Annotated in this window: 30 protein-coding genes; 17 read left to right on the top strand and 13 right to left on the bottom strand. The window is 39.8% G+C overall.

The window, feature by feature from the left end; genetic code table 11:
• Nucleotides 1–309: 309 nt before the first annotated feature.
• The 7 genes from LGO15_RS02815 (at nt 310) to LGO15_RS02785 (ending at nt 5,279) form a co-directional block, all read left to right on the top strand.
• Entirely contained in the window at nt 310–990 is a 681-nt protein-coding gene (locus LGO15_RS02815) for an NAD(P)-dependent alcohol dehydrogenase (protein WP_226086639.1), read from the top strand.
• The gene (locus tag LGO15_RS24320) at nt 939–1,262 is read left to right on the top strand and encodes a zinc-binding dehydrogenase (RefSeq protein WP_226087799.1); all 324 of its coding nucleotides are present in this window, start codon (nt 939–941) and stop codon (nt 1,260–1,262) included. The genes LGO15_RS02815 and LGO15_RS24320 overlap by 52 nt, the downstream gene beginning before the upstream one ends.
• A gap of 243 nt (nt 1,263–1,505) precedes the next feature.
• A complete protein-coding gene (locus tag LGO15_RS02805; RefSeq protein ID WP_226086637.1) occupies nt 1,506–1,868 on the top strand; it encodes a ribonuclease E inhibitor RraB in 363 nt (120 codons plus the stop codon).
• A 141-nt stretch (nt 1,869–2,009) separates the two neighbouring features.
• A complete protein-coding gene (locus LGO15_RS02800) occupies nt 2,010–2,693 on the top strand; it encodes a hypothetical protein (protein ID WP_226086635.1) in 684 nt (227 codons plus the stop codon).
• 118 nt (nt 2,694–2,811) lie between these two features.
• Nucleotides 2,812–3,321 (top strand): hypothetical protein, encoded by a 510-nt coding sequence (locus LGO15_RS02795; protein WP_226086633.1) that lies wholly within the window; start codon nt 2,812–2,814, stop codon nt 3,319–3,321.
• Nucleotides 3,322–3,888: 567 nt separating this feature from the next.
• Entirely contained in the window at nt 3,889–4,377 is a 489-nt protein-coding gene (locus LGO15_RS02790) for an RNA polymerase sigma factor (RefSeq protein ID WP_226086632.1), read from the top strand.
• A complete protein-coding gene (locus LGO15_RS02785; protein ID WP_226086630.1) occupies nt 4,374–5,279 on the top strand; it encodes a zf-HC2 domain-containing protein in 906 nt (301 codons plus the stop codon). The genes LGO15_RS02790 and LGO15_RS02785 overlap by 4 nt, the downstream gene beginning before the upstream one ends.
• A gap of 540 nt (nt 5,280–5,819) precedes the next feature.
• Here LGO15_RS02785 and LGO15_RS02780 read toward each other — a convergent pair.
• Nucleotides 5,820–6,794, bottom strand: a complete 975-nt coding sequence (locus LGO15_RS02780; protein WP_226087798.1) for an aromatic ring-hydroxylating dioxygenase subunit alpha — start codon at nt 6,792–6,794, stop codon at nt 5,820–5,822.
• 192 nt (nt 6,795–6,986) lie between these two features.
• Between LGO15_RS02780 and LGO15_RS02775 the strand changes: the two genes are divergently transcribed.
• Complete coding sequence (locus LGO15_RS02775) at nt 6,987–8,339, top strand: uracil-xanthine permease family protein (RefSeq protein WP_226086628.1); 1,353 nt, start codon at nt 6,987–6,989, stop codon at nt 8,337–8,339.
• 179 nt (nt 8,340–8,518) lie between these two features.
• Here LGO15_RS02775 and LGO15_RS02770 read toward each other — a convergent pair whose 3' ends face one another.
• Nucleotides 8,519–9,241 (bottom strand): MOSC domain-containing protein, encoded by a 723-nt coding sequence (locus LGO15_RS02770; protein WP_226086621.1) that lies wholly within the window; start codon nt 9,239–9,241, stop codon nt 8,519–8,521.
• 245 nt (nt 9,242–9,486) lie between these two features.
• On the opposite strand from LGO15_RS02770, the gene LGO15_RS02765 reads away from it, so the two are divergent.
• Both LGO15_RS02765 and LGO15_RS02760 read left to right on the top strand, forming a co-directional pair.
• Nucleotides 9,487–10,284 carry a hypothetical protein gene (locus LGO15_RS02765; protein ID WP_226086619.1) on the top strand — a complete coding sequence of 266 codons (798 nt, stop codon included), beginning with the start codon at nt 9,487–9,489 and terminating at the stop codon, nt 10,282–10,284.
• Nucleotides 10,285–10,398: 114 nt separating this feature from the next.
• Nucleotides 10,399–11,295, top strand: a complete 897-nt coding sequence (locus LGO15_RS02760; protein WP_226086617.1) for a carbohydrate kinase family protein — start codon at nt 10,399–10,401, stop codon at nt 11,293–11,295.
• 345 nt (nt 11,296–11,640) lie between these two features.
• Here LGO15_RS02760 and LGO15_RS02755 read toward each other — a convergent pair whose 3' ends face one another.
• The 8 genes from LGO15_RS02755 to LGO15_RS02720 form a co-directional block, all read right to left on the bottom strand.
• On the bottom strand, nt 11,641–12,246 hold the full coding sequence (locus LGO15_RS02755) for an alpha/beta hydrolase (RefSeq protein ID WP_226086615.1): 606 nt from the start codon (nt 12,244–12,246) through the stop codon (nt 11,641–11,643).
• 3 nt (nt 12,247–12,249) lie between these two features.
• A complete protein-coding gene (locus tag LGO15_RS02750) occupies nt 12,250–13,191 on the bottom strand; it encodes a ring-cleaving dioxygenase (RefSeq protein WP_226086614.1) in 942 nt (313 codons plus the stop codon).
• Between the two features lie 27 nt (nt 13,192–13,218).
• A complete protein-coding gene (locus LGO15_RS02745; RefSeq protein ID WP_167832233.1) occupies nt 13,219–13,827 on the bottom strand; it encodes a flavin reductase family protein in 609 nt (202 codons plus the stop codon).
• 24 nt (nt 13,828–13,851) lie between these two features.
• Nucleotides 13,852–14,790, bottom strand: coding sequence for a ring-cleaving dioxygenase (locus tag LGO15_RS02740; RefSeq protein ID WP_226086613.1), 939 nt, complete (start codon nt 14,788–14,790; stop codon nt 13,852–13,854).
• A 42-nt stretch (nt 14,791–14,832) separates the two neighbouring features.
• Nucleotides 14,833–15,228: a DoxX family protein gene (locus LGO15_RS02735; RefSeq protein WP_167832235.1), complete on the bottom strand. Its 396-nt coding sequence runs from the start codon at nt 15,226–15,228 to the stop codon at nt 14,833–14,835.
• Between the two features lie 59 nt (nt 15,229–15,287).
• The gene (locus LGO15_RS02730; protein WP_167832236.1) at nt 15,288–15,722 is read right to left on the bottom strand and encodes a MarR family winged helix-turn-helix transcriptional regulator; all 435 of its coding nucleotides are present in this window, start codon (nt 15,720–15,722) and stop codon (nt 15,288–15,290) included.
• A 71-nt stretch (nt 15,723–15,793) separates the two neighbouring features.
• Nucleotides 15,794–16,321, bottom strand: a complete 528-nt coding sequence (locus tag LGO15_RS02725) for a YceI family protein (RefSeq protein ID WP_167832237.1) — start codon at nt 16,319–16,321, stop codon at nt 15,794–15,796.
• Between the two features lie 127 nt (nt 16,322–16,448).
• On the bottom strand, nt 16,449–16,691 hold the full coding sequence (locus tag LGO15_RS02720; RefSeq protein WP_167832238.1) for a DUF896 domain-containing protein: 243 nt from the start codon (nt 16,689–16,691) through the stop codon (nt 16,449–16,451).
• A gap of 330 nt (nt 16,692–17,021) precedes the next feature.
• Between LGO15_RS02720 and LGO15_RS02715 the strand changes: the two genes are divergently transcribed.
• The 4 genes from LGO15_RS02715 to LGO15_RS02700 all read left to right on the top strand — a co-directional run bounded on the left by LGO15_RS02715 (nt 17,022) and on the right by LGO15_RS02700 (nt 20,315).
• Nucleotides 17,022–18,248 carry an IS4 family transposase gene (locus tag LGO15_RS02715; protein WP_226086611.1) on the top strand — a complete coding sequence of 409 codons (1,227 nt, stop codon included), beginning with the start codon at nt 17,022–17,024 and terminating at the stop codon, nt 18,246–18,248.
• Between the two features lie 820 nt (nt 18,249–19,068).
• Nucleotides 19,069–19,368: a DUF2089 family protein gene (locus LGO15_RS02710; RefSeq protein ID WP_226086609.1), complete on the top strand. Its 300-nt coding sequence runs from the start codon at nt 19,069–19,071 to the stop codon at nt 19,366–19,368.
• A complete protein-coding gene (locus LGO15_RS02705; RefSeq protein WP_167832240.1) occupies nt 19,368–19,652 on the top strand; it encodes a hypothetical protein in 285 nt (94 codons plus the stop codon). Before LGO15_RS02710 ends, LGO15_RS02705 begins: the two co-directional genes overlap by 1 nt.
• A 15-nt stretch (nt 19,653–19,667) precedes the next feature.
• A complete protein-coding gene (locus tag LGO15_RS02700) occupies nt 19,668–20,315 on the top strand; it encodes a stage II sporulation protein M (RefSeq protein ID WP_226086607.1) in 648 nt (215 codons plus the stop codon).
• Between the two features lie 78 nt (nt 20,316–20,393).
• Here LGO15_RS02700 and LGO15_RS02695 read toward each other — a convergent pair whose 3' ends face one another.
• Complete coding sequence (locus tag LGO15_RS02695; RefSeq protein ID WP_226086605.1) at nt 20,394–21,410, bottom strand: DUF3231 family protein; 1,017 nt, start codon at nt 21,408–21,410, stop codon at nt 20,394–20,396.
• A 203-nt stretch (nt 21,411–21,613) separates the two neighbouring features.
• Here LGO15_RS02695 and LGO15_RS02690 point away from each other — a divergent pair, with 203 nt between their 5' ends.
• Nucleotides 21,614–22,123, top strand: a complete 510-nt coding sequence (locus tag LGO15_RS02690) for a ferritin (protein WP_226086603.1) — start codon at nt 21,614–21,616, stop codon at nt 22,121–22,123.
• A 257-nt stretch (nt 22,124–22,380) separates the two neighbouring features.
• The gene (locus tag LGO15_RS02685) at nt 22,381–23,013 is read left to right on the top strand and encodes a flavodoxin family protein (RefSeq protein WP_318999820.1); all 633 of its coding nucleotides are present in this window, start codon (nt 22,381–22,383) and stop codon (nt 23,011–23,013) included.
• 248 nt (nt 23,014–23,261) lie between these two features.
• Here the strand turns inward: LGO15_RS02685 and LGO15_RS02680 are convergent, their stop codons facing one another.
• Together LGO15_RS02680 and LGO15_RS02675 are read right to left on the bottom strand one after the other, a co-directional pair.
• Entirely contained in the window at nt 23,262–23,588 is a 327-nt protein-coding gene (locus tag LGO15_RS02680) for a hypothetical protein (protein ID WP_226086602.1), read from the bottom strand.
• Between the two features lie 66 nt (nt 23,589–23,654).
• Nucleotides 23,655–24,113, bottom strand: coding sequence for a hypothetical protein (locus tag LGO15_RS02675; protein ID WP_226086601.1), 459 nt, complete (start codon nt 24,111–24,113; stop codon nt 23,655–23,657).
• A gap of 176 nt (nt 24,114–24,289) precedes the next feature.
• On the opposite strand from LGO15_RS02675, the gene LGO15_RS02670 reads away from it, so the two are divergent.
• A complete protein-coding gene (locus LGO15_RS02670) occupies nt 24,290–24,838 on the top strand; it encodes a CBO0543 family protein (RefSeq protein ID WP_167832247.1) in 549 nt (182 codons plus the stop codon).
• Nucleotides 24,839–25,181 lie beyond the last annotated feature (343 nt).

Genomic DNA, 25,181 nt, shown 5'->3' with positions numbered 1-25,181 from the left:
AGGTTAGTGGAAGAAGGATTTAGTAAGAATTAAATCAATGTGCCGTAAAGAATTATATCTTGCGTTAGCGATCAATTCTGTCTGCAGCATTAATCTTTGAAAATAAAGACTCTAAGAGGAATTATTTGGGTCAATGTATATTTTCTTTTTCTGATGGTTGTTCCGTACGTTAGCCATCTTGAACTAATGGAGTAGGTTCAAAAAAAATTTCTTAATTAGTCCAAATATTTAGAAATAAAACATATAATAAGTGGAAAGAGTTTCTATTAAATAAACGCCTTAAAATAGAATTATTATGGAGGTATTCAGGTGAGAGCAGCAATTTATAGTAACTACGGTTCCCCTGAAGTTTTGGGTATAAAGGATATTGAAAAGCCATCCATCAAAGAACAAGACAGGGTGTTGATTCGTGTTCACAGTGCATCTGTCAATACTATGGACTATTTGTACCGAAAGGGTTATTTACCAACAAGATTGGATAATGGACTAACAAAACCCAAAAATTCCATACTGGGCATAGATGTTGCGGGTACTATTGAGGTTGTCGGTGAAAATGTTCGCAAATTTAAGGTGGGTGACCCGGTGTTCGGGAGTTGCTTCGGGTCCCATTCTGAATATGTCTCTCCACGTGAAAATTTCCTATGTCATATGCCGAAAAATATAACTTTTGAAGAAGCGGCTGCTATACCGTGTGCTGCTCAAACTGCGTTACAAGCATTGAGAGATGTAGCACAGGTAAAGCAAGGACAAAGAATCTTAATATATGGAGCATCTGGAGGAGTAGGGCATTTTGCTGTTCAACTTGCAAATTACTATGGGGCTGAAGTAACTGCCGTTTGTAGCACCTCCAATTTAGACTGGGTTAAGGACCTTGGGGCTCATTATGTCTTGATTATACTAAGGAAGATTTCACTGATCATACAAATAAATACGATGTTATTCTGGATGCTGTTGGTAAGCGAACCTTTTTCAGTTGCTTACGTTCTTTAACCGAGAAAGGTGTTTATATTACTGAACACTTATTTTTCCCTAAATATCATCCGTTTCAAGTGATGATAGGATCATTCTTAGGTAAAAAAAAGGCAAAGATTCATTTTACAAAACCCAATGATGGAGACTTGGCTTTTTTATGTAGTCTTGTGGAACAAGAAAAGTTAAAACCTGTTATTGAAAAATGTTATCCCTTGGAACAGATTGTAGAGGCTCACCAGCACATGGAAAGTGGGCGTACAAAGGGAAAGATTGTTCTAAGAATCACATAGGAAATATACATAATAGGTGAATTGATGGAGTGAATTCCATTTAAACAAACAGGACATTTTTATTGATTGGTGAAAAAATGAACTTAAACTATCGGGTGCATTGATCCAGGAAGGATTAAGCACCATTTTTGTTGAATTCCTTATTGAACTATAGGTGCAGTTTAGTTGAAGAAAGGATTGGCTAAATATAAAATATTGCCAAAATAGAAAAATCTTGATTAAAGTCGAAAGTAGGTGAAGATTATGAGTGAAACAATAGAAGAGTTGAGACAAAGAGAGTCTCTAGACCTTGAAACAATTAATGCATTAAAGAAGGAAGGCTCAAATTTCGAAAAAGAACATTATTTGGAACACTATTTTTTCTTGAAAACTGAGTCCTCAATTGAGGAAATTGCCAGAAGGCTAAATGATAAGGGTTATGATTTGTATGAACCAAATTTGGTTGAAGAGGATCAACAAGAACTGTTTATGTTTAAAGTAGCAAAAAAATGTTTTATAGAGCCTGATAAGATATTCGAAACAACTAAGTATCTTACAGAGTTAGCAATTCAATTTGGAGGAAGTGCCTCCTGTTATGACGGCTGGGAGACACAAGTAATAAAATAAATCATTTGTTCTCAAGGGTGCGTTGATCTAGGAAGGATTAACGGCCTTTTTTGTTGAATTCCTTCTTAAACAAACGGAGCAGTTTAGCTTAAGAAGCATATCAATTATAGCGACATTTCCCCGGATTTAGGAGGATTCATAATGGATTGGTCACAATGGTTGCAAGGCGGACCTTTTCTTGAAGTTAGCTTCCTATTGGAACTTAAAGAAATGGAAGCGAAATCGAAAGCAATACAGGATATTATAAATAAGTTGCCAAAGCTAACGAATAAGGTTGAAATAATTGACGAAAATGTTGATGAAATTATTGATTTTTTTGATAGAGGCTGTCCCTATGATGAGGAAGATCCAGAAACAAATTTTATACATTCATTAAGATTAAGAGTATTCGTTCACTTACCAAGGAAACGAAAAGCGACTCTACAAATTGAAATGGTTTCTTCAAATTCAATTATGGTAAATTTCTGGTTTTATGGGTCTATCTTCGATACCTTTGAATGGGACCAAATTGGAATAAAAAAAGAGGAAATAAAAGACTTTACTAATTTCCTTATCGAGTTGTATTCCCTTTATGAGTTTAGGATTGGTGCAATTGCAATCGAAGAAGATGTTCTGGAGTTATTCGGATGCGGGGAAACATATCCTAACGAATGTTATTGTTACGAGAATTTGAATCCGGACTGTTTCCTTCAAGAAGCATCTCGGTTTATAAATATAATATGGAATGAAAAGTGTGAGGAATTAAGCCGAATTCCACATAATCATAAAAGGCTTCATAAAGAAGGGATCCTTATTGAAACGGGGAGTTTTAACTTAGAATCTTAAATACCCAGATGAAATAGGCACCTTTGTTGAAATCCTTATTAAGCTATAGGTGCAGAATACTTTAATAAGGGATGTGGGTTTTTATGGTAAAATCATCTTGGGTAAAGGGGGAATAAAATTGAGTAAAAAAAAGAAGCTACTATTTAGATTTTCAATAGGTTTGAATATACTACTCGTCGCAATTGTAGCTTGGGGAATTATAAAGGTTAACTTCGTAAAGGAGCAAGTTCTTGTTACAGAAGTCCAAAATAATTTAGTAGAATTGGAAGGCTTGATTGCTAACCAGATGGATAATAATTGGCCTGAACCTAACCTGGTTACAACTGAATTAGGGGATGTAACTAACGGAATTTGGCTTGGAATGACTACTGGAAAGCAGTTAGGAACGCTTTCTAAAAGTGACAAGGAAATCCTTGAAAACTTGTATTCCAAATTAAATCAATATCCTAATGATAAATTATATAGTTTTGTTGATTTAACTGAAGAGGATAAACAGAACTTTGAAGACTTACGGAAAACACTTCGTGAAGTTGGATTAGGATTAAATATTACTATAAGTGCCAATATGGATTCTTTTATGAGCCAAGCAGAGGAATTAAATGAAAAGATTGAATCCCCATTAAATTAATATATATTTGATATTGTGCTAACGGGTGCAACGGAAAAATGATTAAAACATATGCTGAGTTAAAAGGGAGTTTCCCTATGGTAATAGGTTTCCCAATAGGATTTGTGGAGCTGACAGTAGTTAACATTGATCCGCCTTTACCTTATTTTTATGGAATAAGATGTTGTGGAACAGTATGGCATCAAGATAAGTTCTTACTTTCAGTTTTAATAGTATTCATCTTTTTATGTCTATTATATCTGGTTGCTTATTTTGTAATTTCAAGAGTAAAAAAGAATAGTTCTACTTCCAACTAAAAGGGCAGCATTCCTGTAACTACGCTCCTATGTGAAGAACTGCACTTAAACTATAGGGTGCTTTAGTTAAATAACATAACACAAAAAGGCTTAGAGTAGAAAATAACTCTGAGCCTTTTTGCCCGTGAAATATACTGCTATTGGCCGTGCGTTTAGCACTGTGATTTAACGTTTTGCACCTCACAAGTAAACCCGTTAGTATTTTGTACGGTTTTTCTTATATTATTGTAAGATATTTGAGTTTATCGCGTCTTATATGTAAGGAGGTGAGATGGTGACACAGCTTGAGGATATTTATAATACATACTTTAAAGATGTATTTTTATATGTGTATAGTTTATCTGGCGATAAGCATATCGCTGAAGATATCACTTCGGAAACTTTTATGAAGGCATTAACATCTCTAGACAGTTTCAGAGGGAATAGTGATATCCGTGTTTGGTTATGCCAAATTGCCAAAAACAGTTATTACTCTTATTTGCGTAAGAATAAAAGCTTGGTGGATCTTGAGTCGGTTCCAGAATCAGCTAGTGGAGACAATGTAGAACAAGAAATAGCCATTTCAGAAGCGTCTATGAAGGTACATGAAGTTATCAAGAATTTGAAAGAGCCATACAAAAAGGTCTTTACTCTCCGTGCATTTGGAGAACTGTCATTTAAGCAAATTGGCAAATTGTTTGGAAAAAGTGAAAACTGGGCTTGTGTTACTTATCACCGTGCTAGAGAAAAAATTAAAGCGCGATCGGAGGATTATCAATGAGAATTAGCTGTAATATGATTAGGGATATACTGCCGTTATATGTCGAGGATATGGCAAGTCAAGATACTAGAGATCTAGTTGAAGAACATATAGCTTCTTGTGAAAACTGTAAAAAACGACTTGAAGAAATGAGGACTTTTGAAGAACCGCCAGTAGATACCGATATAGCTCCCTTAAGAAACATACAAAATACATTGCGAAAGAAAAAGCTGCAAACGATTATTCTTTCAGTCATGGTAACATTGGTTTTTGCAGTGGTTACAATCGCTTATCTGACAACCCCAGCATACATCTCTTATAATGAAAATGCGGTTTCAATTATTGAAAAGGATGATGGAACTGTACTTTTGAATTTTAGTGAAGAAGTCTCTGGATATAATGTAAATCAATATCCAGCAGCAGACAATTCAGGTTATGTCTATGATATAACTACATGGGAAACGATTTGGCAACAGAAAATATACAAAAACAACCTGGACAATACGGTCTTAAACCCGAATGGGGAAACGGTCGCTTCGATCTACTATTACAATACCGATGGAATTGAAAATACTTTAATTTATGGAGATCCAATAACGGATGGTTCTGTCATGACGTTACCTCGGCTTGTTTTAAGCTACTATGTGTTGTTTGCTATAGGATTTTTACTTATTTGTGGAATTGGATTGGTCATATTCCGTAAGAACGAAAAAATAAGAAATGGACTAGAAAAAATGATTCTATTGCCTATCTCGTACCTGTTTGCTCACTTACTTATAAAAGGTCTTCACTCTGCCACTTACCTTGCTGGACGAGACCTTTATGTAATATTACTTGTAACAATTCCTTTATATTTCGCGTTGTTAGCTGGAAGGAACATATTAAAAAATATATCAATCAAGAAGCCGAAAAGCGCTTTATAATAGTTGTTGCTTTTACCGGTACCAATCAACAATTTTTTTTTTAATTACAGTTCTATTTCACTTGATCGGAAAGGTTTCCTGATGGATCCAGATTTCTAAAACATGGACAAAAAGTATCCTTTGAATTGGTTGAAAACCCAAATTCTACTGCCCAGGGGCAAGTTGCAGAAGATGGACTCATTATTTCTGATTAATGAGTCCATCTTCAACAAACGGGTGCTTATGTAAAATAAGAACCATCATATCTTGGAACCGATCATACAATAAATCAGAAAAATGGCGTGTTAAAACTAATGATAGTTTACACGCCATTTTCATTGTCAGTTAAAGGATATGCACCCTACTAAAAAAATTTCTTGTGTTAGGCTTTCTAATGGTCTGGTGGTGTACCTAAATGTCCATTAAACAGGGAAGAACCTCGCCCTATCCCTATGGGAGATATCATATTTGCTCACACTGGAAGCAAAAAAATTGTTCCCATGCTCAGGAAACGGTTCTTCCGCTATATCACAAGCCTAAGAATATTTCTCTAGTAATCTCTTACGCCGTACCCAAGCTTACCCCAAGCTCTTTTAAATACTGTCTGTATGCAATGCTCATACGGTCACACACTAGTGAAAGCTCGACTTGCAGATCAAGCGGCAGCTCTTCCGGTTTTTGGTTTTCAACTACCGGTTTATCCTGTGCGAAAATCTCATTTTGGAATTCGATGATTTCGGCATCGGAAAGGCCTGTCTCATAGTTAAAGGAGAGCATTCCATAGGCTACTGATGTGTTTTCACTTTCAGGACGTACTGTTAAAAGAATGGTCATTTCCGTGTTATTTTCACGATCCCTTTTCGTAAATTTAACCATCAAAGGACGAACGATTTCATAGGTGTAATAGACATATTTCGGCTTTCCTGATCCATCAGGGTCTGGTTGATAGATTGGTATTTCGTCTGAAAAAATCCGATTATCGGTCCTATTCACTGCATAGTCTTCGATGATTCGATGACTATCGGTTCCTAAGAAGCCCTCATGGACCACCGCCAGATGGCCTACATCCAGGAAGTTCTCAATGATGCGCGGCGGCTTTGCCTCAACGGATTGTGGTCCCCAGATGACATTATGCCAGCTGTCCCCTTCCATTTCTTCATATCTGAAAAACTCTGGCAGATTATTGGCTAGATTCACCCAAATGAATCCATACTTCTCGATACATGAATAGGAAGTGGCTTTTGCCTTTTTAGGGATTGCACGCCCTTCAGGCAGCTGCGGAATGTTCACACATTCTCCGTCCTGGTTATATTCCCAGGCATGATAAGGGCATACCAGGCAATCATTTTTAACTTCTCCTAAAGACAAAGCTGCTCCTCTATGTATGCATAAATCCTTGAATGCATGTACACCTTCACTATTCCTGAATATCGCTAACCGTTCCCCCATAATGATGACCTGGACAGGCTTTTCCTTTAAGTCTTCAGCTCTGCAGGCAACAATCCAGTCTTCGCGCAATACATGATCTTGCTGCATTTCCTTCTCCTCCGTATCCACTTTTATGACTTCATTGTAATGGGTATTCATTCACCGGTCAACCAAAAATACGAACATTAAAATATATTAAAATAAAATTATTCGTTTTTTTGTATACAACTTTTATTTATTTTTGTATAATCCAGTTGAAAAGTAAACAAAACACGAATTCACTCAAGGAGGAAGACTCAATTGGAGAGGAAACAGGATAGTAACATTATCATTGGTGTCGATGATAAAATCAGCTACAGCAAAGCATTTGTTTTAGGCTTACAGCATGTACTGGCAATGGATTTATACATAGCACCAATCATTATTGCAGGGCTTTTAGCATTGAGCACCGAAAACACCTCTTTTTTCATACAGATGTGCTTCTTAGCCACTGGGATTGCTACACTGATCCAAACTGGCGCGGGGATTAAATTACCTGTTGTACAAGGACCGTCTTATGTTCCAATCGGAGCCATCGCGGCCATTGGAGGAAAGCTTGGCCTCGGCGCCATAGCAGGAAGTCTGATACCAGGCGCGATTATCATTGCTCTTCTAGGCTACCCATTAAAGTGGTTCGCAAAAGCAGTCCGTAAGATCATCCCTCCACTTGTAGGCGGAACGGTGATCATCATTGTCGGGATTGCATTAATGCCAATCGGCCTTAATAATATTTATCATTCTCCTGGTAACATAGGCGATAACATTCTTGTGGCTGCAATCTCTGCAGGAGTCCTCGTCATTTGTATGTTGCTTGGCCGCAAAAGACATGGGCTCGGAACATTTTTCCGTCTCGTTTCCGTCATTATTGCGATTATTGCCGGAACAGTTGCAGCGAGCTTCTTTGGCGGAGTTGATTTCTCGCCAGTTAAAAGTGCAAGCTGGTTCTCCTTGCCAACATTATTTCCATTCGGAAAACCTATTTTTGATGTAAGTGCCATCATTACCATCGTGTTTGTATACTTAATTATCTTGATTGAAACTACAGGTACATGGTTCGTCGTTTCTACAGTTACAGGAAAAGAGCTTGATGAAAAGCGCCTGAACCGCGCTTCTGTCGGTGAAGGACTTGGGTGCTTTGTCGGCGCACTGTTCGGAAGCACTCCGATGACAGGCTACTCCTCTAACGCAGGATTGCTTGCAATCACTGGTGTAGCCAGCAGATTGGCCATTATGGCGAGCGGTGTAATCCTTGTCTGTTTGGGGCTTATTCCTAAGCTTTCAACTGCAATCACCTGCATACCTGAGCCTGTTATCAACGGAATTTTTGGCATCGTCTGTGTGGCGATCGTGACAAACGGCATGAAAGTGATCCAGCCGCTCCATATTGACGACCGCAACATGATGGTCATCGGCCTTCCAATCCTGTTGACCATTGCCGCTACCCTTTTGCCAAAAGAAGTCCTTTACAGCATGCCTGACTGGGCGAACTATATCTTATCTTCCGGAATTACTGTCGGTGCACTGGCAGCCGTGCTGCTGAATTTGGTCATCCCAGCAGAGAAACCAACTACACAAGCATTAGAAACAAGCAAAGAAGAAGCATATAACGTCTAATACTTAAGGATACAAAAAGAAGCAAAGGACGCTGAAACAGCACCCTTTGCTTCTTTTTTCATCCATTCTTCACTATTCCTGCTTTCAGGATTGCTCGTCATGCATTTCATATTTATCACTGGAAATGGCCGCTTAAGGATCTTTTTCTTGAACCATCCAGGCATGTCCCTGCTATCCAACTATTCAAGATGGACTTCATCTCCAACATGGATTTCACCTGTTGTTATGACAGCAGCATACACGCCGAAATGATTATTTCTTTCTTTCGCAACCGCTTCAAGCAATGATGAATCCCTTTTTGCATTTTCGGGATCAACGGTAATGATCATGCATCTTTCACAATGCCTTTTCACTTCCAGTGCCACTTCATTTCCTATTGTCATCCGTCTCCCAAACCATTCCTCTTCAATAAAAGGTTTGGGATCTTTTAATGCAATGAATAAATTGGGGCGAAAACGCCTAGAATCAATCTCTTTGTCCCAAATTTGTTCCAAACCCTGTAGTGAAGCGTCCGTAACCAGTTGAATATGCTCTTCTTCAATGGCGCCTTGAGGAACGTATGAAGGTCTGTATGAAGCAAAAGCAATTTCCCGTCCGGATTTTGCTTGTATTTCTTTCTCCAATTCCTTATTGCCCCATTCAAGAACTTCCCCCTCAGGTGTCACGATTTCGACTTTAGGGTACTCTTCTATCTCTTCTTCTCCTATAAACCTTGCCTTGTAACGAGCCATCTCTGGGAACTGCGTAATCGTTAAAAATTTCCCTAGCCTTGTTTGGTCAAGGATCGTATGACTGCGGTCTCCGTACAATCCATATTCCATAACCTTTGTCTTCTCGACGCTTTCTCCATAAAAGGATTTAACAGGGTGCCGGACTATTTCTCTGATATGACCAATTAGCACTGCATTGCCTCCTAGTTTTATCCCTATTTTATCCCCTGTGCTGATAAAATCACAACTCCTGACAGCCTCACTGGAGACAAAGGGTAAGTCGCCACTCTTCTTTTTCAAAAAGAAAGGATATCATGCCTTACTTAGCGAACAGTTATTAACCTAGAGAAGGATAAAAATCAAAAATCGATGATGTGAATTTGGGCGAAAAAAACTTCGGTTTGTCCCGTTCACAGATCAACAAGAAGGAATGAATCTTGATGAAACTATTAATGCGGTTCCATATTGTTTATCATATCAGTCTATTACTCTTCATCCTGTTAATCCCCAGCCACTCGACTGATGCCAATATCGGGAAAGTGATTTTATTTCTGACGACAATTGCAGGGCTGATTTTCCTCGTTACTTTTTACGTGGTGATCTCGTTCAACAAGAACATTCAGGCTGCCAAAAAGTTTTCCTATGGAAATGTTGCGTTGATGGCGGCAGAGGTCATTTTCTTCCTGACACTCGGTCATACCTTATATGATCATGGGTTTTCGATACGGATTTTCGTCTTCATTTTCATTAGTTTTTTCATTTTGTCTCAGCTGTTAAACTTCAGAATTATGAGCATTACTGCAAAATCTTCATTTGAATTAATGGAAGAAGTTAAATTGTTTATGCAGGTCGGAAAGGCCATTGAAGAAACACCATTAAGCGGGGCCATTTCGAAGCTGGATTATCTGTTCTATGCCTTCTGTATGGCCGTGTTTATTGCAGAGGATATTTATATTTTTGCTGGAGCGGTCATCGTTATTCTGATTTTATCGATGAAGTCCCTTAAGATCATCAAACAGGAATTTACCAGCCATGAACTGATTTCAGCAAACGAAATGCATCTCGCCATCCTCGCCTATCACGGTTCCTATCTCGCGGCGATCCTCTGGGCGGTGATGATGCCGAATCTTTCTGTTCTATTAATTGGCAGTCTATCAATCTTACCGTTAAAAATATACGTCCGGCGAATTGCCGAAAAAGTATATGAAGAGAAGAGAATGAGTATGAATAGCTAGACACAAGGAACGGTTCTCCTGTCCCACCTGTCTAACACGCTTCCCAAGCAGCTTCATTAGCTGTTAAACTATACATAAATTTTGAGACTTTTTATGGACGGAAGGTGCACCATATTGAAAAAGCATGGGATTATATCACTGGGCGAAGTAATCGTTGATTTGATTGCCACGGATCCCTCCAACACAACGTTTCATCGATTATTAGGGGGAGCCACTGTTAATGTGGCAGTCGGGGTTAGCAGGCATAGCATTCCATCGTATTATTTATGCAAATTGGGAAGGGATGAAACCAGTAAATTTGTTGAGGGTAAATTAACGGAGGAAAAGGTTGATCTTTCTTTTTGTTCTTATACTTCCAATAAAAAAATCTGCTCGGTTTATATCCACTTAGATGAGCTGGGAGAACGGTATTTCCATTCCTATGTAAACGAAACACCTGATGAGTGGATCACAGCGGAGGAACTTGATCGGGGCCTGTTTCTAAAAAGTAAGATGTTTTACTTTGGATCTGGTACTCTTTTTCACCCCATTGCAAGGAAAACAACGGAACAGGCTATCCACTTTGCCAGAGAAGAGAATGTGGAAATAGCATTCGATACCAATATCCGGCTGAAACGTTGGGAAAGTGAGAACCACTGCAGAGAAACGATCCTAGCCTTTGTTCAGAAGGCCGATATCGTAAAAATGACGGAAGATGAATTGAAATTTCTAACAGAAACCTCCACCCTTGAAGCTGGTTTAGAGCACATTGCCAAATTGCAGATCCCTTTCCTGTTTGTCACGAAAGGAAAAGAAGGAGCATACGCCATACATAAAGATAGCGTCGTGCATGTCCCTGGGATTTCGGTTGAGGCGATTGACACAACCGGTGCCGGTGACGCGTTCATGGCGGCCCTTCTATCCCGTTTCCATGATAAAAGAAGCCCTCAAAACGAAGCGGTATTAAGGGAGTATACGGAGTTTGCCAATAAAGCTGGCGCGCTATCTGCCACTAAATTGGGCTCTTTATAAAAGAGTAAAGGGACGGTCCCCATCAAGAACCGTCCCCACTTCTTATCATTTAAATTTCTCATGATCTTCCAGCCGTTAGACTCGTTGACACGGGTTCTCACGTCTCATCCAGGAACCGAATTAGTTAAGAAAAGAGACATTATTATTATTCAAGTCCTTAACAGCACTAAACGATTATCATCATAAGCACTTTCTTGACAGCTTTGGGTCCTGCAACCTGAAACCTGTCACAATAACCACGTTTTCTTAACAGCTTTGAGCATCTTCCCATTTTCGCACCTATAATGTCTCTATTCCTAACAAAGGGACGGTCCCCATCAAGAACCGTCCCCACCCTGCTTATGATTAAAATCTCTCACGATACCACTTAGCCGCCGCTTCGACTTCCTCACGGGACAACTGATGTCCTCTATTCTCCCAATGAAGTTCAACATCCGCATTTGCTTTTTCCAGTAAAGATTTTAGCTCTTCGGATTCCTGTGGCGAGCAGATTGGATCGTTTGTTCCAGCAGCTATGAATACCGAAGTTCCTGTCAATTCTGGCAGGTCAATGCCTCTTCTCGGAACCATTGGGTGATGAAGCATGGCACCTTTCAATGCATCTTGATAGTGGAAAAGCAGGCTTGCTGCGATATTTGCTCCATTTGAATAGCCAACAGCAATTACATTGTCGCGGTCAAAGCCGTACTTTCCTGCTGCTTCATCCAGGAATTCATTCAATTCCTTTGTACGGAAAATCAGATCCTGTTCATCGAAAACACCTTCCGCCAATCTGCGGAAGAATCGTGGCATCCCGTTTTCCAATACATTACCGCGGACACTTAATACAGATGCTTCATCATCGATCATTCCGGCAAGAGGCAGCAGATCCAGTTCATTTCCTCCTGTGCCGTGAAGCAATAACAATGTTGGTTTTGTCGGGACCTTTCCCTTATTGAATATATGTTTCATTTTTTAATTCCCCTCCAAAATACGAACTTCTACCTTTGGCAGCATTTCCTCAAATTCTTCCCGTCTTGATTCCAGCCACGATGGCAGCATCAATTTTTCACCTAGCGCATCCATTGGTTCATCCACTGTAAAACCCGGTGGATCAGTCGCTATTTCAAACAGAATCCCTCCGCCTTCCTGAAAATAAAGAGCTTTGAAGTAATTCCGGTCAAGAATCTCTGTTGGATAATAACCTTTCTCCACGAGAAGATCTCTCCACCTTTTATGCTCCTCTTCATCCTTCGCTCTCCAGGCAATATGGTGGACCGTTCCTGCTCCCATCAATCCACGGACGGACGGAGTGAGCTTGATATCGATGGTATTGCCAATCTCAGCTTCTGATTTGAACCTTAGGAAACTTTCTTCCTGGCCAATGTTCTCTAGTCCGAGGATCTCCTCCAGGACTTCTGCCGTTTTATGAGGCTGGGCCGAAATCAATGTGGCTCCGCCAAACCCTTTGATCGCAACATCAGGAGTAACTCCTCCGAAGCTCCAGGTATTTACGGGACCGTTATTTCGTTCGACCAGTTCAAGTTCAAGTCCGTCCGGATCCTGGAATTGCAAATAGTCTTCGCCATACCGTACATTATGGATGAATCTGACGCCAAATCGCTTCAACCTCTCCTTCCAAAATGGAAGAGAACCAGTTGGAATAACATAGCTTGTCACTCCGACCTGTCCCGTGCCGATTCGGCCTTTCAGCTGGTTAGCCCATGGAAAAAAGGTGATGACAGTTCCAGGATCCCCGCTTTCATTGGCAAAATAAAGATGGTACACTTCAGGTCGGTCATAGTTGATTGTTTTCTTCACAAGTCTTAACCCAAGTACGCCTGCATAAAAATCAATATTCCTTTGCGCATCGTTTACCATCGCCGTAATATGGTGGATACCTGATGTTTTCTGCATTCCTCACTCACCCTTTCCTCTATGGATTTACTTCGGCCGCTCGATTTCAAAAATCTCTCCGATTTTCGCGTAATGGTTACCAGCCAGCCGGCTGACAGCAGCCAGCCCAGCCGGGTCAATTCTTCCATTCTCATATAAGTTTTCCTTAATATGAAACTGAACGACTTTTCCAATGATAAAATCACAGCCTGGTGATTCGCCGCCACCTAATTCCAACGCCTGTTCCAGCACGCATTCCATCCTGATCTTCGCTTCCTTCACACCAGGCACAGAAACTTTCACACTGTCTGCCGGGGTTAACTTGGCCAACTGCACCTCGCTCTGCTCAGAAGGCAGGCTTGCGGCAGTCTGGTTTATTTTTTCAACATTATGCTCGTCAACAATATGAACCACAAACTCTCCTGATTCAAGGATGTTCCTTGCTGTATCCTTCTGGTTCCCGCCTGACCGCTGTATGGATAAAGAAATCAATGGCGGATTGGATGATACAATATTGAAGTAGCTGAATGGCGCTCCATTCAATACCGCATCCTTGGACATGGTCGTAACGAAGGCAATCGGTCTGGGAATGATGCTTCCAATCAGGAATTTATAATTATCCCTCTCGGAAAGCTCGGCAGGGTCAATTGTAAGCATAGCCACCATCCTTTCTGGTTCGTCTCAATCCAACTCTCTAACTTCAATCGGAATTAGCCCTCTCTCAATCTGGCTTCGATATTGTTCATATTGCTCCGGCAGCATCAATTTTTCACCCATTGTTTCCTGATCTTCATCATGCGCAAATCCTGGAGGATCCGTTGCAATTTCAAACAGGATCTCCCCATGCTCCCTGAAATAAATCGCGTTGAAGTAATTTCTGTCCTGTACAGGAGTGACACCATATCCATTGGCTGCCACGTATTTCTGCCAATCCAGCTGGTCTTCGTCATCAACCGCTCTCCAGGCAATATGATGAACCGTTCCTACACCCATCACACCGCGTCCAATCGGCGTCAACTTCAGGTCGATAACATTACCGATGTCTGCTGAAGAACGGAAGCGGATGAAATCTCCTTCTCTGCTAACAAGCTCAAGGCCCATTACGTTTTCCAGCAGTTCAGCGGTTTTTTCCGGCTTGGTGGATAATAGAGTGGCTCCCCCAAATCCTTTAATCGCCACTTCAGACGTAACTTCACCAAAGCTCCAATCATTGAGTTCTCCTTCTTCTCGCTCAACAATCTCCAGATGAAGACCATGTGGATCATCAAATTCGAGATATTGCTCGCCAAAGCGTTCCATCGTTGTGTATGCAATATTGAATTTTTCCAGACGCTTTTTCCAAAAATCCATCGTACCCTTTGGTACCACATAGGAAGTCACTCCTACCTGGCCGTCACCAATGACTCCCTGGCTTGCTCCTGCCCATGGAAAGAAAGTGATGATGGTTCCCGGCTTTCCGCCTTCGTTCCCGAAATAAAGATGGTACGTTTGCGGATCATCAAAATTGACTGTTTGCTTGACCATGCGCAAACCCAAAACACCAGCATAAAAGTCGACGTTTTCCTGAGGATGGCCAACAATTGCGGTAATATGGTGAATTCCCATTGTCTTTTTGCTCATTAGATTCACTCCTTTTTAAAATCTCGATTCCAAGATAAAGTATTATAAAATTGCATCAATGGCGTATTTACCAGGTCCAATAAGCGCAAGTCCAATAGCTACAGAAATTAACGTTAAGTTATATTCATATCCATTCGCAGTCGACCACAAACCGTTAGGTGCATGCACCTTAACAATCGCCATCAGCATTGTTCCTGCAATCATCAAGGCTGCAAGCGGTGTTAAAAATCCTGCACCTAGTAATATTCCCCCGATCAGTTCGGCTAATCCCGCGAAAAGCGCCATCGTCACACCTGGCCTCATGCCAATCGATTCAAACCAGCCACCGGTTCCTTTCAATCCATACCCTCCGAACCAGCCAAACAACTTTTGTGCGCCATGTCCAATAAACAAAATACCAATAACCAATCTTATTATTAACAATCCTAAATCCATCATTATTATTTTCCTCCTGATTTTATCTCGAATTCGAGATATTTAGTTAAAAAAATTTATATTCAACAGTTCTTCGCCCGATAACCGATTCTTTTCAACAGTGAAATGGTCTGATTAACTTCGCCGGCATCCAGGTCCGCAAAAACCTCGGTTATTTCCATTACATGCTGCGGGAAAATATCATCCATCAATGCTTTTCCCTCAGTTGTTATTACCGCATAGGTCACACGCCTGTCCTCCGGGCATCCCCTGCGTTTCACATAGTTTTTCTGCTCCAATTTATCGACTACATAAGTAATGCTGCCGCTTGAGATCAGAACCTTTTTTCCAATCGCCTGAATAGGCTGTTCGCCTCTATGGTACAAAAGCTCCAACACAGAGAATTCCGTTGGATTCAAGCCGAATTTCGCTGCATCTTTCCGAATCACTTCCTGGATGGCCTGAGCGGCACGAATGATCACTGTAACAGCTTTCAACTCTTTTTTTTGCAGTTCCATTTCCATTCTCCTTGCCAATGGTCCTGCTGGATCCATACGAATCCAGCAAAACCACTAAGGTTTGAAGTCATTTATGCTGATGGGTTCACTTCTAATTCCACTTTGATTTTGATATCTTTTCCTACTAGGACACCGCCAGTTTCTAATGCCGCATTCCAAGTAAGACCGAATTCTTCACGGTTGATTTTCGTTTCCGCTTCGAAACCGTAAACTTCTACACCCCATGGGTTCGTACCTTTACCGCCATACTCAACATCAAAAGTTACTGGCTTCGTTACATCCTTGATTGTTAAATCACCAGTTACTTTATAGTCATCACCGTCTTTCGTGATGTTTGTGGATTTGAATTCGATCGTCGGGTTATTCTCGACATCGAAGAAGTCTGCTGATTTCAAGTGATTATCGCGGTCTTCATTGCGTGTGTCAATGCTAGCCACATCAATTTTAAATGCGATTGAAGCTGTTGTTAAATCTGTTAGGTCTGCTGCTTCAACATCTGCTGTGTATGATTCGAATTCACCTTTCACCTTCGATACCATCATGTGTTTCACTTCAAATCCGATTGCTGAGTGTGATTGGTCCACTGTCCATTTTGCCATTTTAAAACTCCTCCTTGTTTTTTATCTCGAATTCGAGATATTAGTATAAAAAAATATGTCTTGAAATAATTTATTTTTAATTCGAGATAAATTTAACATGAAATCCATTTGTGTGTCAATAACTATTTTAAGAAGACCAGATTGCTTTCTTCCTATTCCTGGCTTGTTCGGTCCGCAATTTTTTGGGCGTTACATCTGCTCCTTCAGGATCGACCACCGTAGTATTCAACAGCAGCTCCTGCATCGATCCGCGAAAAATATCCAGGTACTTTTGTCGTAACTCATTCATTTCACCCACTTCGCTCTCTGTTAATCCCTCATTCTTTTTCTTTTGAGCCAGTTCATTGATCCTCTTTAAAATATCCTTCATTCTATCCCTCCTCTGCACCGAGAAAATATCTTGAATTAAAATATCTTGAATTAAGAATAACTATTTTTATCATTTTTGTCAATGCCCTGTTATCCTGCATTTTGGTGAAGGTTCGCACTTTCATAAGCGGAGATTTTCCGGCTATTGTTCATAGAGGGTGCGTAAGAAGGACAAATAAGGGGAGATATTCCGGTTAACTGCCACTAGTCTTGCAAAGCTGTTCCAAATAATGGTATTTAACCAATAAAAGGTTTTAAACAGAAAAAATCCTCCTATGTAGAATGGTAACAACAAGTTGCTAAACACCTATTCTACAAGGGGAGGATTCCTATGAACTCAAAGAGTTCTATACCCAATCAAACTTTACCCGACTCAACTGTAGTTCAAAAGTGTTTGGCACTGTTAAATCTTGAGAATTATCGTGACCCCTTTATGGACCATAAAGCACACAAACTTTTTTCTGGCCATGTCATTACCATGACGGTAGAAGGAATGCTTATGAGACGTGAATCCCTATGGGATTTGAGTGAGAACCTTAAATCCAAGAAGGTGTTCAAGGAACTGCTGGAGCTTAAGAGTATACATGGATCTTCTATTAACAGAAAGCTTATGAAGCTGCCAACCGGTCTCCTGCAGGAGACTGCATTCCGAATCTTTAAGCAGATTGACCAACATCATAAACGCCTGCCTGGCTTTGAGAAGATAGGAAAGTTGGCCGCTGTAGACTCTTCTCAATTCTCGCTCCCTTCCAAGGCGGGTGAATGGGCTTATTCCACCAAGAAAAACAATGGAGTAAAGCTTCATCTCTGTTTGATTGTCGCGGATGAAAATACCTATTATCCTGGCAAATCGATTTTTTCTACTACCGGAGTAGATGACAAGGAAGTCGCGCTTGAACTGGTGGTCGACCAAGCTGTCACCTACATCTATGATCGAGGATACATCAGTTATGTTCTCTATTCAGATTTAATCCAAAAGAATCTAAAGTTTGTCGCCAGGGTAAAAATGAATTCAAAGCTGACAATCGTGAATAAGCATGACATTCATGGTGAACCTAACATTGTTTTAGACGCTGAGGTTCAGGTTAAGAAGCCCAAGACGGAAGAGATCATCTCATTGCGTCTTGTAGAATTCCTTGATGACGAAGGCAATAAATACAGGGTAGTCACGAACCGACGGGACATTACTGCAAGTGAAGTCGCAGAGATTTATCGCCAACGATGGAAAGTCGAGCTCTTTTTCAAATGGATCAAACAGCACCTTAAGTTGGTGAAGTTCTACAGCCATAAAAAGGAGGCTGTATGGAATCAGTTATGGCTCGCCATGATCGCTTATGGGCTTTGTGAATTGGTCAGGATTCAGACTTGTTCTAAAAAATCCACTTGGGAAATACTCAAGTACCTTCGTCAATACTGGTATGACTCATGGGATTATTTTATAGAAGCCTTATTCAGGGAGCCGAGCAGAAGATCCAAAGGAAGGCGAAAGAAAGGAAAACCCGGCCGGCCAAGAAAATATCCCAAGAAGTTGAAGACCGTCCAAATTGTCCAAAGATAAACGGATAATAAGATGCTAACTAACTTGCTTGGTAACTTGTTGTTTTAAACAGGTATGCCTTTTTTTGTTTCCAACGCTAACTAGCTAAGTAACTAAGTTTGAAAATAAACTAAAATTAACTAAATTTGGTGTCTCGTTGCAAAGCTAGTGGTTAACTGCGAAAAATAAGACAAAATTCAACGATTTGGATTAAATAAACGGAAAAACGACCCTTATTTTTAGAAAAAGAAAAGCCGTTTCCAATTTAAGCGGAATTTTCCCGTTTATATTTTTAGATGGAAGAGAAATTGCACGGTTCTTACGTCTCACTCTGAAACTGAAAGTCTCAAAAAATAAAGGGCCCTGATCCTCTCTAGAACACCAGACCCTCCCTTTTTTCACTATCACACAAGGACTGTATTAAGCATCAGCTGCTATTTCCCCAAGTTTTCTAAACTCCCCTAGGAAAACAAAAAATGCTCCTATAACCAGAATTGCCGTGCCAAACACAATGATACTTTGGGTAGAATAGCTCTCCATTCCGCACCTCCAAAAAGCATTCGCCCAATATCGTATTCTCTTTGTATTTAATGGTGCAGGTCTTCTCACGAGACAAAGGGTAAGGGCCTTGCACCCAACTTGTATAACTTTTTATTCAACGTCGAGTGACAGAATCGTGCTCAATCGAACTTAACTTTTCTGCATCATTTTCGATACAAAAGAGGCATAATGATCAATTGGTTTCCTTCCGTTCATCATATATTTTTTCGTTTTATTAAAAAAATATTGAATAATATTAAAGTTTCTTTTAATATTATTTATATAAAAGGAGGATGAAAAATTGAAACCCAATGAGATACCACAATGGATTCTTGCCTTGGATCAAGAATCACTCGAATTTATCAGGAAATTCGTTTTGAATTCCGGCTCGTTAAAAGAAATCTCTATTATTTACGGAGTTTCCTATCCAACAGTACGGACTAAGCTGGATAAGCTTATTAAGAAGATTGAGCTGAATAGTAAAAAAGAGGATCTTGAGTTTGTCAGTATGATTAAAAATCTGGTGCTGGATGAACAAATCAGTTTAGACGTGGCAAAGGTGATTATTGAAAAATATAAATTAGAAAGGGTTGATTCTTAATGCCTGCTATCTACGGGTGGTTGATTGCGTTTGCTGTGATTGGCGTTCAATTTTATTTATCAAGGAGAAGTCCTATACTTTTGGGAGCCATCTTACCTGTTATATATATAGCCTTTATATCGGTTTGGTTTTTCAAGAGATTTGGCGAAGAAGATACACTTTCCCTTATCTTAGCTGCTGTTGGCGGATTGGCCTTTTTGCTAAGTATCTGGATCGAAGGCAGAAATTTTCTGAAGAAGCAACGCCAAAAGGAGTTGAAAAAAATACAATTACAAGATATGTAACCCTGAAAGGAATAGATGATGACAATTATCGATTATGTAATAACAACAAGCAATAAAAATTGGAAAAACGCATGGCTTCATGTAAAAACATCTTTTTGGAAGTATTGGTTCTTCTACTTTATCATCGTTGTCATGGCTTACCTGATTACCTCATCCATAAATCCGGATATGAAAGAGCTCCTTTCAGGCTTAGACGTAAATTTTAAAGAAGATGCCCCCGGAAAGGGATATTGGGAAACTACCCTTTTTCTTTTCAAGAATAATTGGCTCGTTTGCCTGCAAATCTTGGTCCTTGCTTTCATCCCCATTCGGTACCTATACATACTGCCGCTCATTTCAACATGCGCTATGATCGGTATGACTTTGTATCTTGTACAGCAGGTTGATTTAAATGTCGTCCACACATTCGGATTCGGTTTTCTGCCGCATGCGATTCTGGAACTGACTACCTTTATGCTTGCCGCCATTTATGGAAACAAGTTGAACAAAACGATTGTGACCAAACTGACCAATGCCTTTCGTAAAGTTAAAAAGAGCACAATATCATTCCGTCTCCACCTCAAAGAAGCTTTTTCCACCTTCATTCTCATTATCACACCTTGCATTTTCATCGCTGCTTTTATCGAAGGATTTGTTTCTAAATTTTTATTAACGGCTTTTTAGAGACATTGCGCGTATCTTCCGCAAGTGAAACAGAAAAAGGGAAGTGCCTATAATCAGACGCTTCCCTGGTAAACAACCCTACTCTTCCCCTTTAATCAGCCTTTCCCGATCCACAAACATCGGAGGCTGCTCAAGCCAGCCTCTTTCAATGATCATCTGGGCTCCATCTTCGGAATAGGTTAATGCCCTTAGAATAAACCCGCTGTACAAAGCCCCAACATCCCTTCTCATACTCATGGACAATGCCATTCCGTAAGCAGCTATGCCCAATTGGGAAAGGATGCCTATCACAAAGAGCATCAGCTGGTCAGAGTATGGCGGATCGATCGAATCACTGACGGTCGAATCCCAAGTCATTGAATTGGGAACATTGCTTTCCATCAAAACATGATGGCTCTCCCTCAAGATTTTGCCGCACAGCTGGACACCCGAATAAAAATAAGTTTTCAAATCAGGATCCTGGGCGACCTGGGCAAAACCTAATAGTGTGGCTTTCCCAAGCTCATTATGAAGGGAAGTCAAATAGAGATGATTTACTTCATTCCCCAGAAGCGGCCGCTTTTTTCCGAACCAGCCTGTCAGGAAGTACTGTTGATCAACGAAATCCACTTTCTTTGGATAGTTCATGTATGGAGGGCGGATATAGACCCCCTTCTTCTTCATCAGTGTGGTTATCTCCCGGTTAATTTCCGTTGCCTGGCTGTGGAATTTTTCAAAAAGAGCGCGGATATCATCCCTGGATGAAGTGGCAATGGCACTGGAATGGCTCGTCAATCCAAACTTGCTCATATGCTGCATATACTCCATGTAAAAAATATCCGAAAAGAGCCGTGGAGCAGACAAATTCACATGCTTTTCGACCGGAAATCCTTCTGGCCTGGCAATGCCCTCCTGCTCATAAATCGTGCTAATGTCCTTCAAATGAGATTCCGCTACTTCTATTGTAAATTCAAGAAGCGGCTTTACTTCTGGATCTTCGACACTGTGAAGAAAGTGAGTCAATATACATATGACGACACTGTCGTTAATATAGGTATCCCATAAATTCGATATCTCCGCGCAAGTTAAATGAACCTTTTGATCGGATGCTTCCATACATACCCCTCCAGAAAAACAACATAATGTTATCAGTAGTTTTTCCTGTATCATCCAAATAATGTATATTAATTTTTGAAGCGTGGAATCGTCCCTTTGTAAAAAAACACCGAGGTTCGAATAAGAACGTGTAAACAAGTTTCACAAATTCCTATTTCCTATAAACTAAACTGAAGATTTATTGAAATTGGGGAGTGAGAAAAATGAATGATGAACTTCAAAGCTTGTTTAATGATTTGATTCAACTTGAGCATGTTTCTTCCACTTTATATCTCGCGATGTCTGCTTCGATGGCGAAACAGAATTATACAGGGATCGCACATTGGTTAAGGCTGCAATCGGAGGAAGAGCGAACCCATATGCTTACGTTATTAGACTTTGTCGTGGACCGGGATGGAACTGTCCAAATCAATAGCATCCCTGCGCAGCCAAATGACTTTGGCACTCCGTTAGAGACCTTTCAAAAAGTATTGAGCCATGAACAGTATGTCACAAATACTTATCGTCAAGCCTACAACTATGTGAATTCAATTGACCCTCAGGCTGCTTTGATCATCCAGGACTTTTTAAGGGAACAAATTGATGAAGAAGCACAGGCCAAAACCATTATCGATCGTCTCAAGCTAGCGGAAAATAATCCTTCGGCTCTTTTATTGATCGACCAGGAATTAGGTGCAAGAACAAATGCCGCAACCCCACCGGTAGCGGGTTGAACGTGGCACCGAGCGAAGAACAAACATAACGAAAAATTCGGTTACAATCTAAAGCAATGGGACGGTTTACATAAAGGATCGTCCTTTTTTTAGTTGAGGAAATAGCGAAGTTGACGCAAGAGCCATTAAGAGAGTAAAGCAGGTTAAAATTAACGGACTCAGTTAAGTGGTTATACAGCGGGCAAACCGTATCCCTGTTTTTTTAAACAACCTCAGGGTAAAGAAATACTATTAACCTGACATAAGGAGATGTAGTAATGAGCATTAAAGCGCTAGTTTTAAATTGCAGTTTGAAAGACAGCACCCAGCAATCCAATACACGTGCGCTAATCGACGAAATTGTAAATATATTTAATGAAAACAAAGCAGAGACGGAAGTGCTCAGGATGGCTGATTATGATATCGGTTATGGAATTACACATGAGGCAGTTAATGATAAGGATCAATGGCCTGAGATATTTGAGAAAGTAAAGCAGGCGGATATCCTTTTGCTCGGCTCACCGGTTTGGCTTGGCGAACAGAGCAGCCTGGCCACTTTGGTTGTAGAAAGGTTGTATGGCGGAAGCAGCATTACGAACGAAAAAGGCCAGTACATTTATTATAATAAAGTGGGCGGAGCGGTTGTGACCGGGAATGAAGACGGTGCGAAAAACGTCTCAAGCTACCTAATTTACGCATTGTCGCATATTGGGTTTACGATTCCTCCAAATGTGGATACCTATTGGGTAGGTGAAGCGGGCCCTGGTCCATCCTTTATTGAGGCAAACGGAAGAGAGAACGATTTTACGATGAAACACGCAAAAACAACTGCATACAATTTACTGCATTTTGCCCGGTTGCTGAAAGAGTATCCGATTCCTGCAGAAGGAAATGTGAATGATAATCAATAGTAAGCTGTCTCGAAAAGTTTGAATGTAAAACTCAAATAATATGCTAACTTGCAGTCCGCTTCCAATAGAAGTGGATTGCTTTTTTGAAACCCATTTAACATAAAAACGTATATATAAAATTCACTACATATATTCTAAATTAATCATAAGAAGTTCTTAAACTATCATGCTAGTTTGTTCAAACATAAATCCAACCAAAAAAGGCCGCTAATCCTCCCAGGATCAACGCCCTCATCTTAATAAAAATTTTATTGGTTGTCTTCTAACCAATCCTTTGCCTCTTCCATATCATATGTTTTTAATTCCAACTTTTTTAATTCGCCTCCGTTATTTTTAAATATCAAAATTGCCGGTGCTTTTTCTATATCGTATTTTGGATATTTTTCAAGTGCTGCCTTGAGACTAGTAATATGCTCATATTCAATTACATTATTGCCGATGTATTTTGTGAATTCCCCACTTAAATTCTCTTCATCAGAAACCAATATCATTGAATAGGTTTCCGGTTGCTCTTCAGAAGAACAAGCTGCCAAGAACATGACCAATACCAGAAAAACAACGTTTAGATACCTCATAAGTTTCTCCTTTATAGATAATAAGAAAAAAGAGTGCTACCTATTATTAATCGCACTGTAGTTACTTTAAGTATGTTTATTAATTGCATAACTTCTTCCCATTGAAGAAGGTGAAAACTTTATCTTGTATTTACCGCTGAACTGTAATTTCACTTGTTCTGTTAAATCTGCACCTTGCCTATTATGTTCTTCCTCTAACCCAACACCATTTTCAATTAACTGATCTGAATCCCAATCAATCCATTCCCCATACTTCAATGCCCACTCGCTCAATTCCCTTTTTAATTCTTTTGAGATTGGAAGATCATCTAAATCAAAATTACAGCCGCAATGATCACACCAGATTGGATCTGCTCCAATATCACCTTCGACCTTTAACTCGTATGTTTCTTGTTGTTCACAAAAACACTTCATTTTTGGCTCCTCCAATAACAATTTTTCTATTATTAGTACATATTCAAGGTGCTTGGTTGCCTTTTCTATTAAGTACATATTCAGGTTGCATGGTTGCTTATCCTTCTTCAACAAACCCCCCTCAATAAAGGAAAACCTCTATAGCAATCATGTCCTCTGAAGACTCCATAACAACAAGAAAAGTCATGGTTGTATAAAATGCAACTTAGAAATGAGGCATATTTTTAAACAATGTTTAATTCTTCCAATCAAAACCAATAATTTAAATACCATATAGAGGTGATAAAATGACTACAGTTGAACTAATGGATAAATACGCAAAAGAAACTCACGAGATCGTAAAACAAGTGATAGAGCTATGGCAACAGGAGGTAATTTTCTCCTGGAGATGGTGGTTCGGAGTTATTGTAACAATCATCACTTGGTTTCTATGGATTAAGTTTCATAAAAAAGAGAGTAGATATAGATTATTGACAGCCGGATTTTTTGTGATGACTATTTCTGTTGCACTAGATGCGATCGGCGTCCAAATGGGGTTATGGTCTTATCGTTACGAAGTCTTCCCTTTCATACCTGCTTATTTACCTTATGATTTAGCACTAATGCCTGTCATAATAATGAGTTTAATACAATATAAGCCCCACTTTTCACCAATAAAGAAAGCAGTAATCTTCGGTTTATTAACAGCATTCATTGGTGAACCACTAATAGTAGTAACAGATATATACAAACCCATCAATTGGAAATTCTACTATTCGATACCGATTTATATTGTAATTTATTTAGTTGCATATTGGCTTACAAAAAGAGAAAACTTTGAAAAACTAGATGATTAGCTCACCTAATTGGGTGGCTTTTCCTCTCACAGTTTGGGATCAAAAGCTTATTCCAAATTACTGTCAGTTCAATAAGAAATTCAACAAAAAGGCGCTCAATCCTTCTGGATCAACGCAACCGTTAATTCAATGTATGATTATAATAGACTAATCGATAAATTCTAGTTTCAGTTCTGCTTCTGCTTTTGAACGATAAACGATAACTTTATCATAGGGTTTCAAGTTGTCTTGCCATGAACCTATAGTACTCAGAAAATCTTCTCCGTTTTCAGAAATTATCAAGCACTCTAAATGCCTATTGATATAACAAATTGGTGCGTCACTTTTCAAATCACATTGTTGA

Source organism: Mesobacillus sp. S13 (assembly GCF_020422885.1).
Taxonomy (GTDB): domain Bacteria; phylum Bacillota; class Bacilli; order Bacillales; family Cytobacillaceae; genus Mesobacillus; species Mesobacillus selenatarsenatis_A.
The sequence above is the reverse complement of the archived record's forward strand: the minus strand, read 5'-3'. Positions and strand labels throughout refer to the sequence as shown.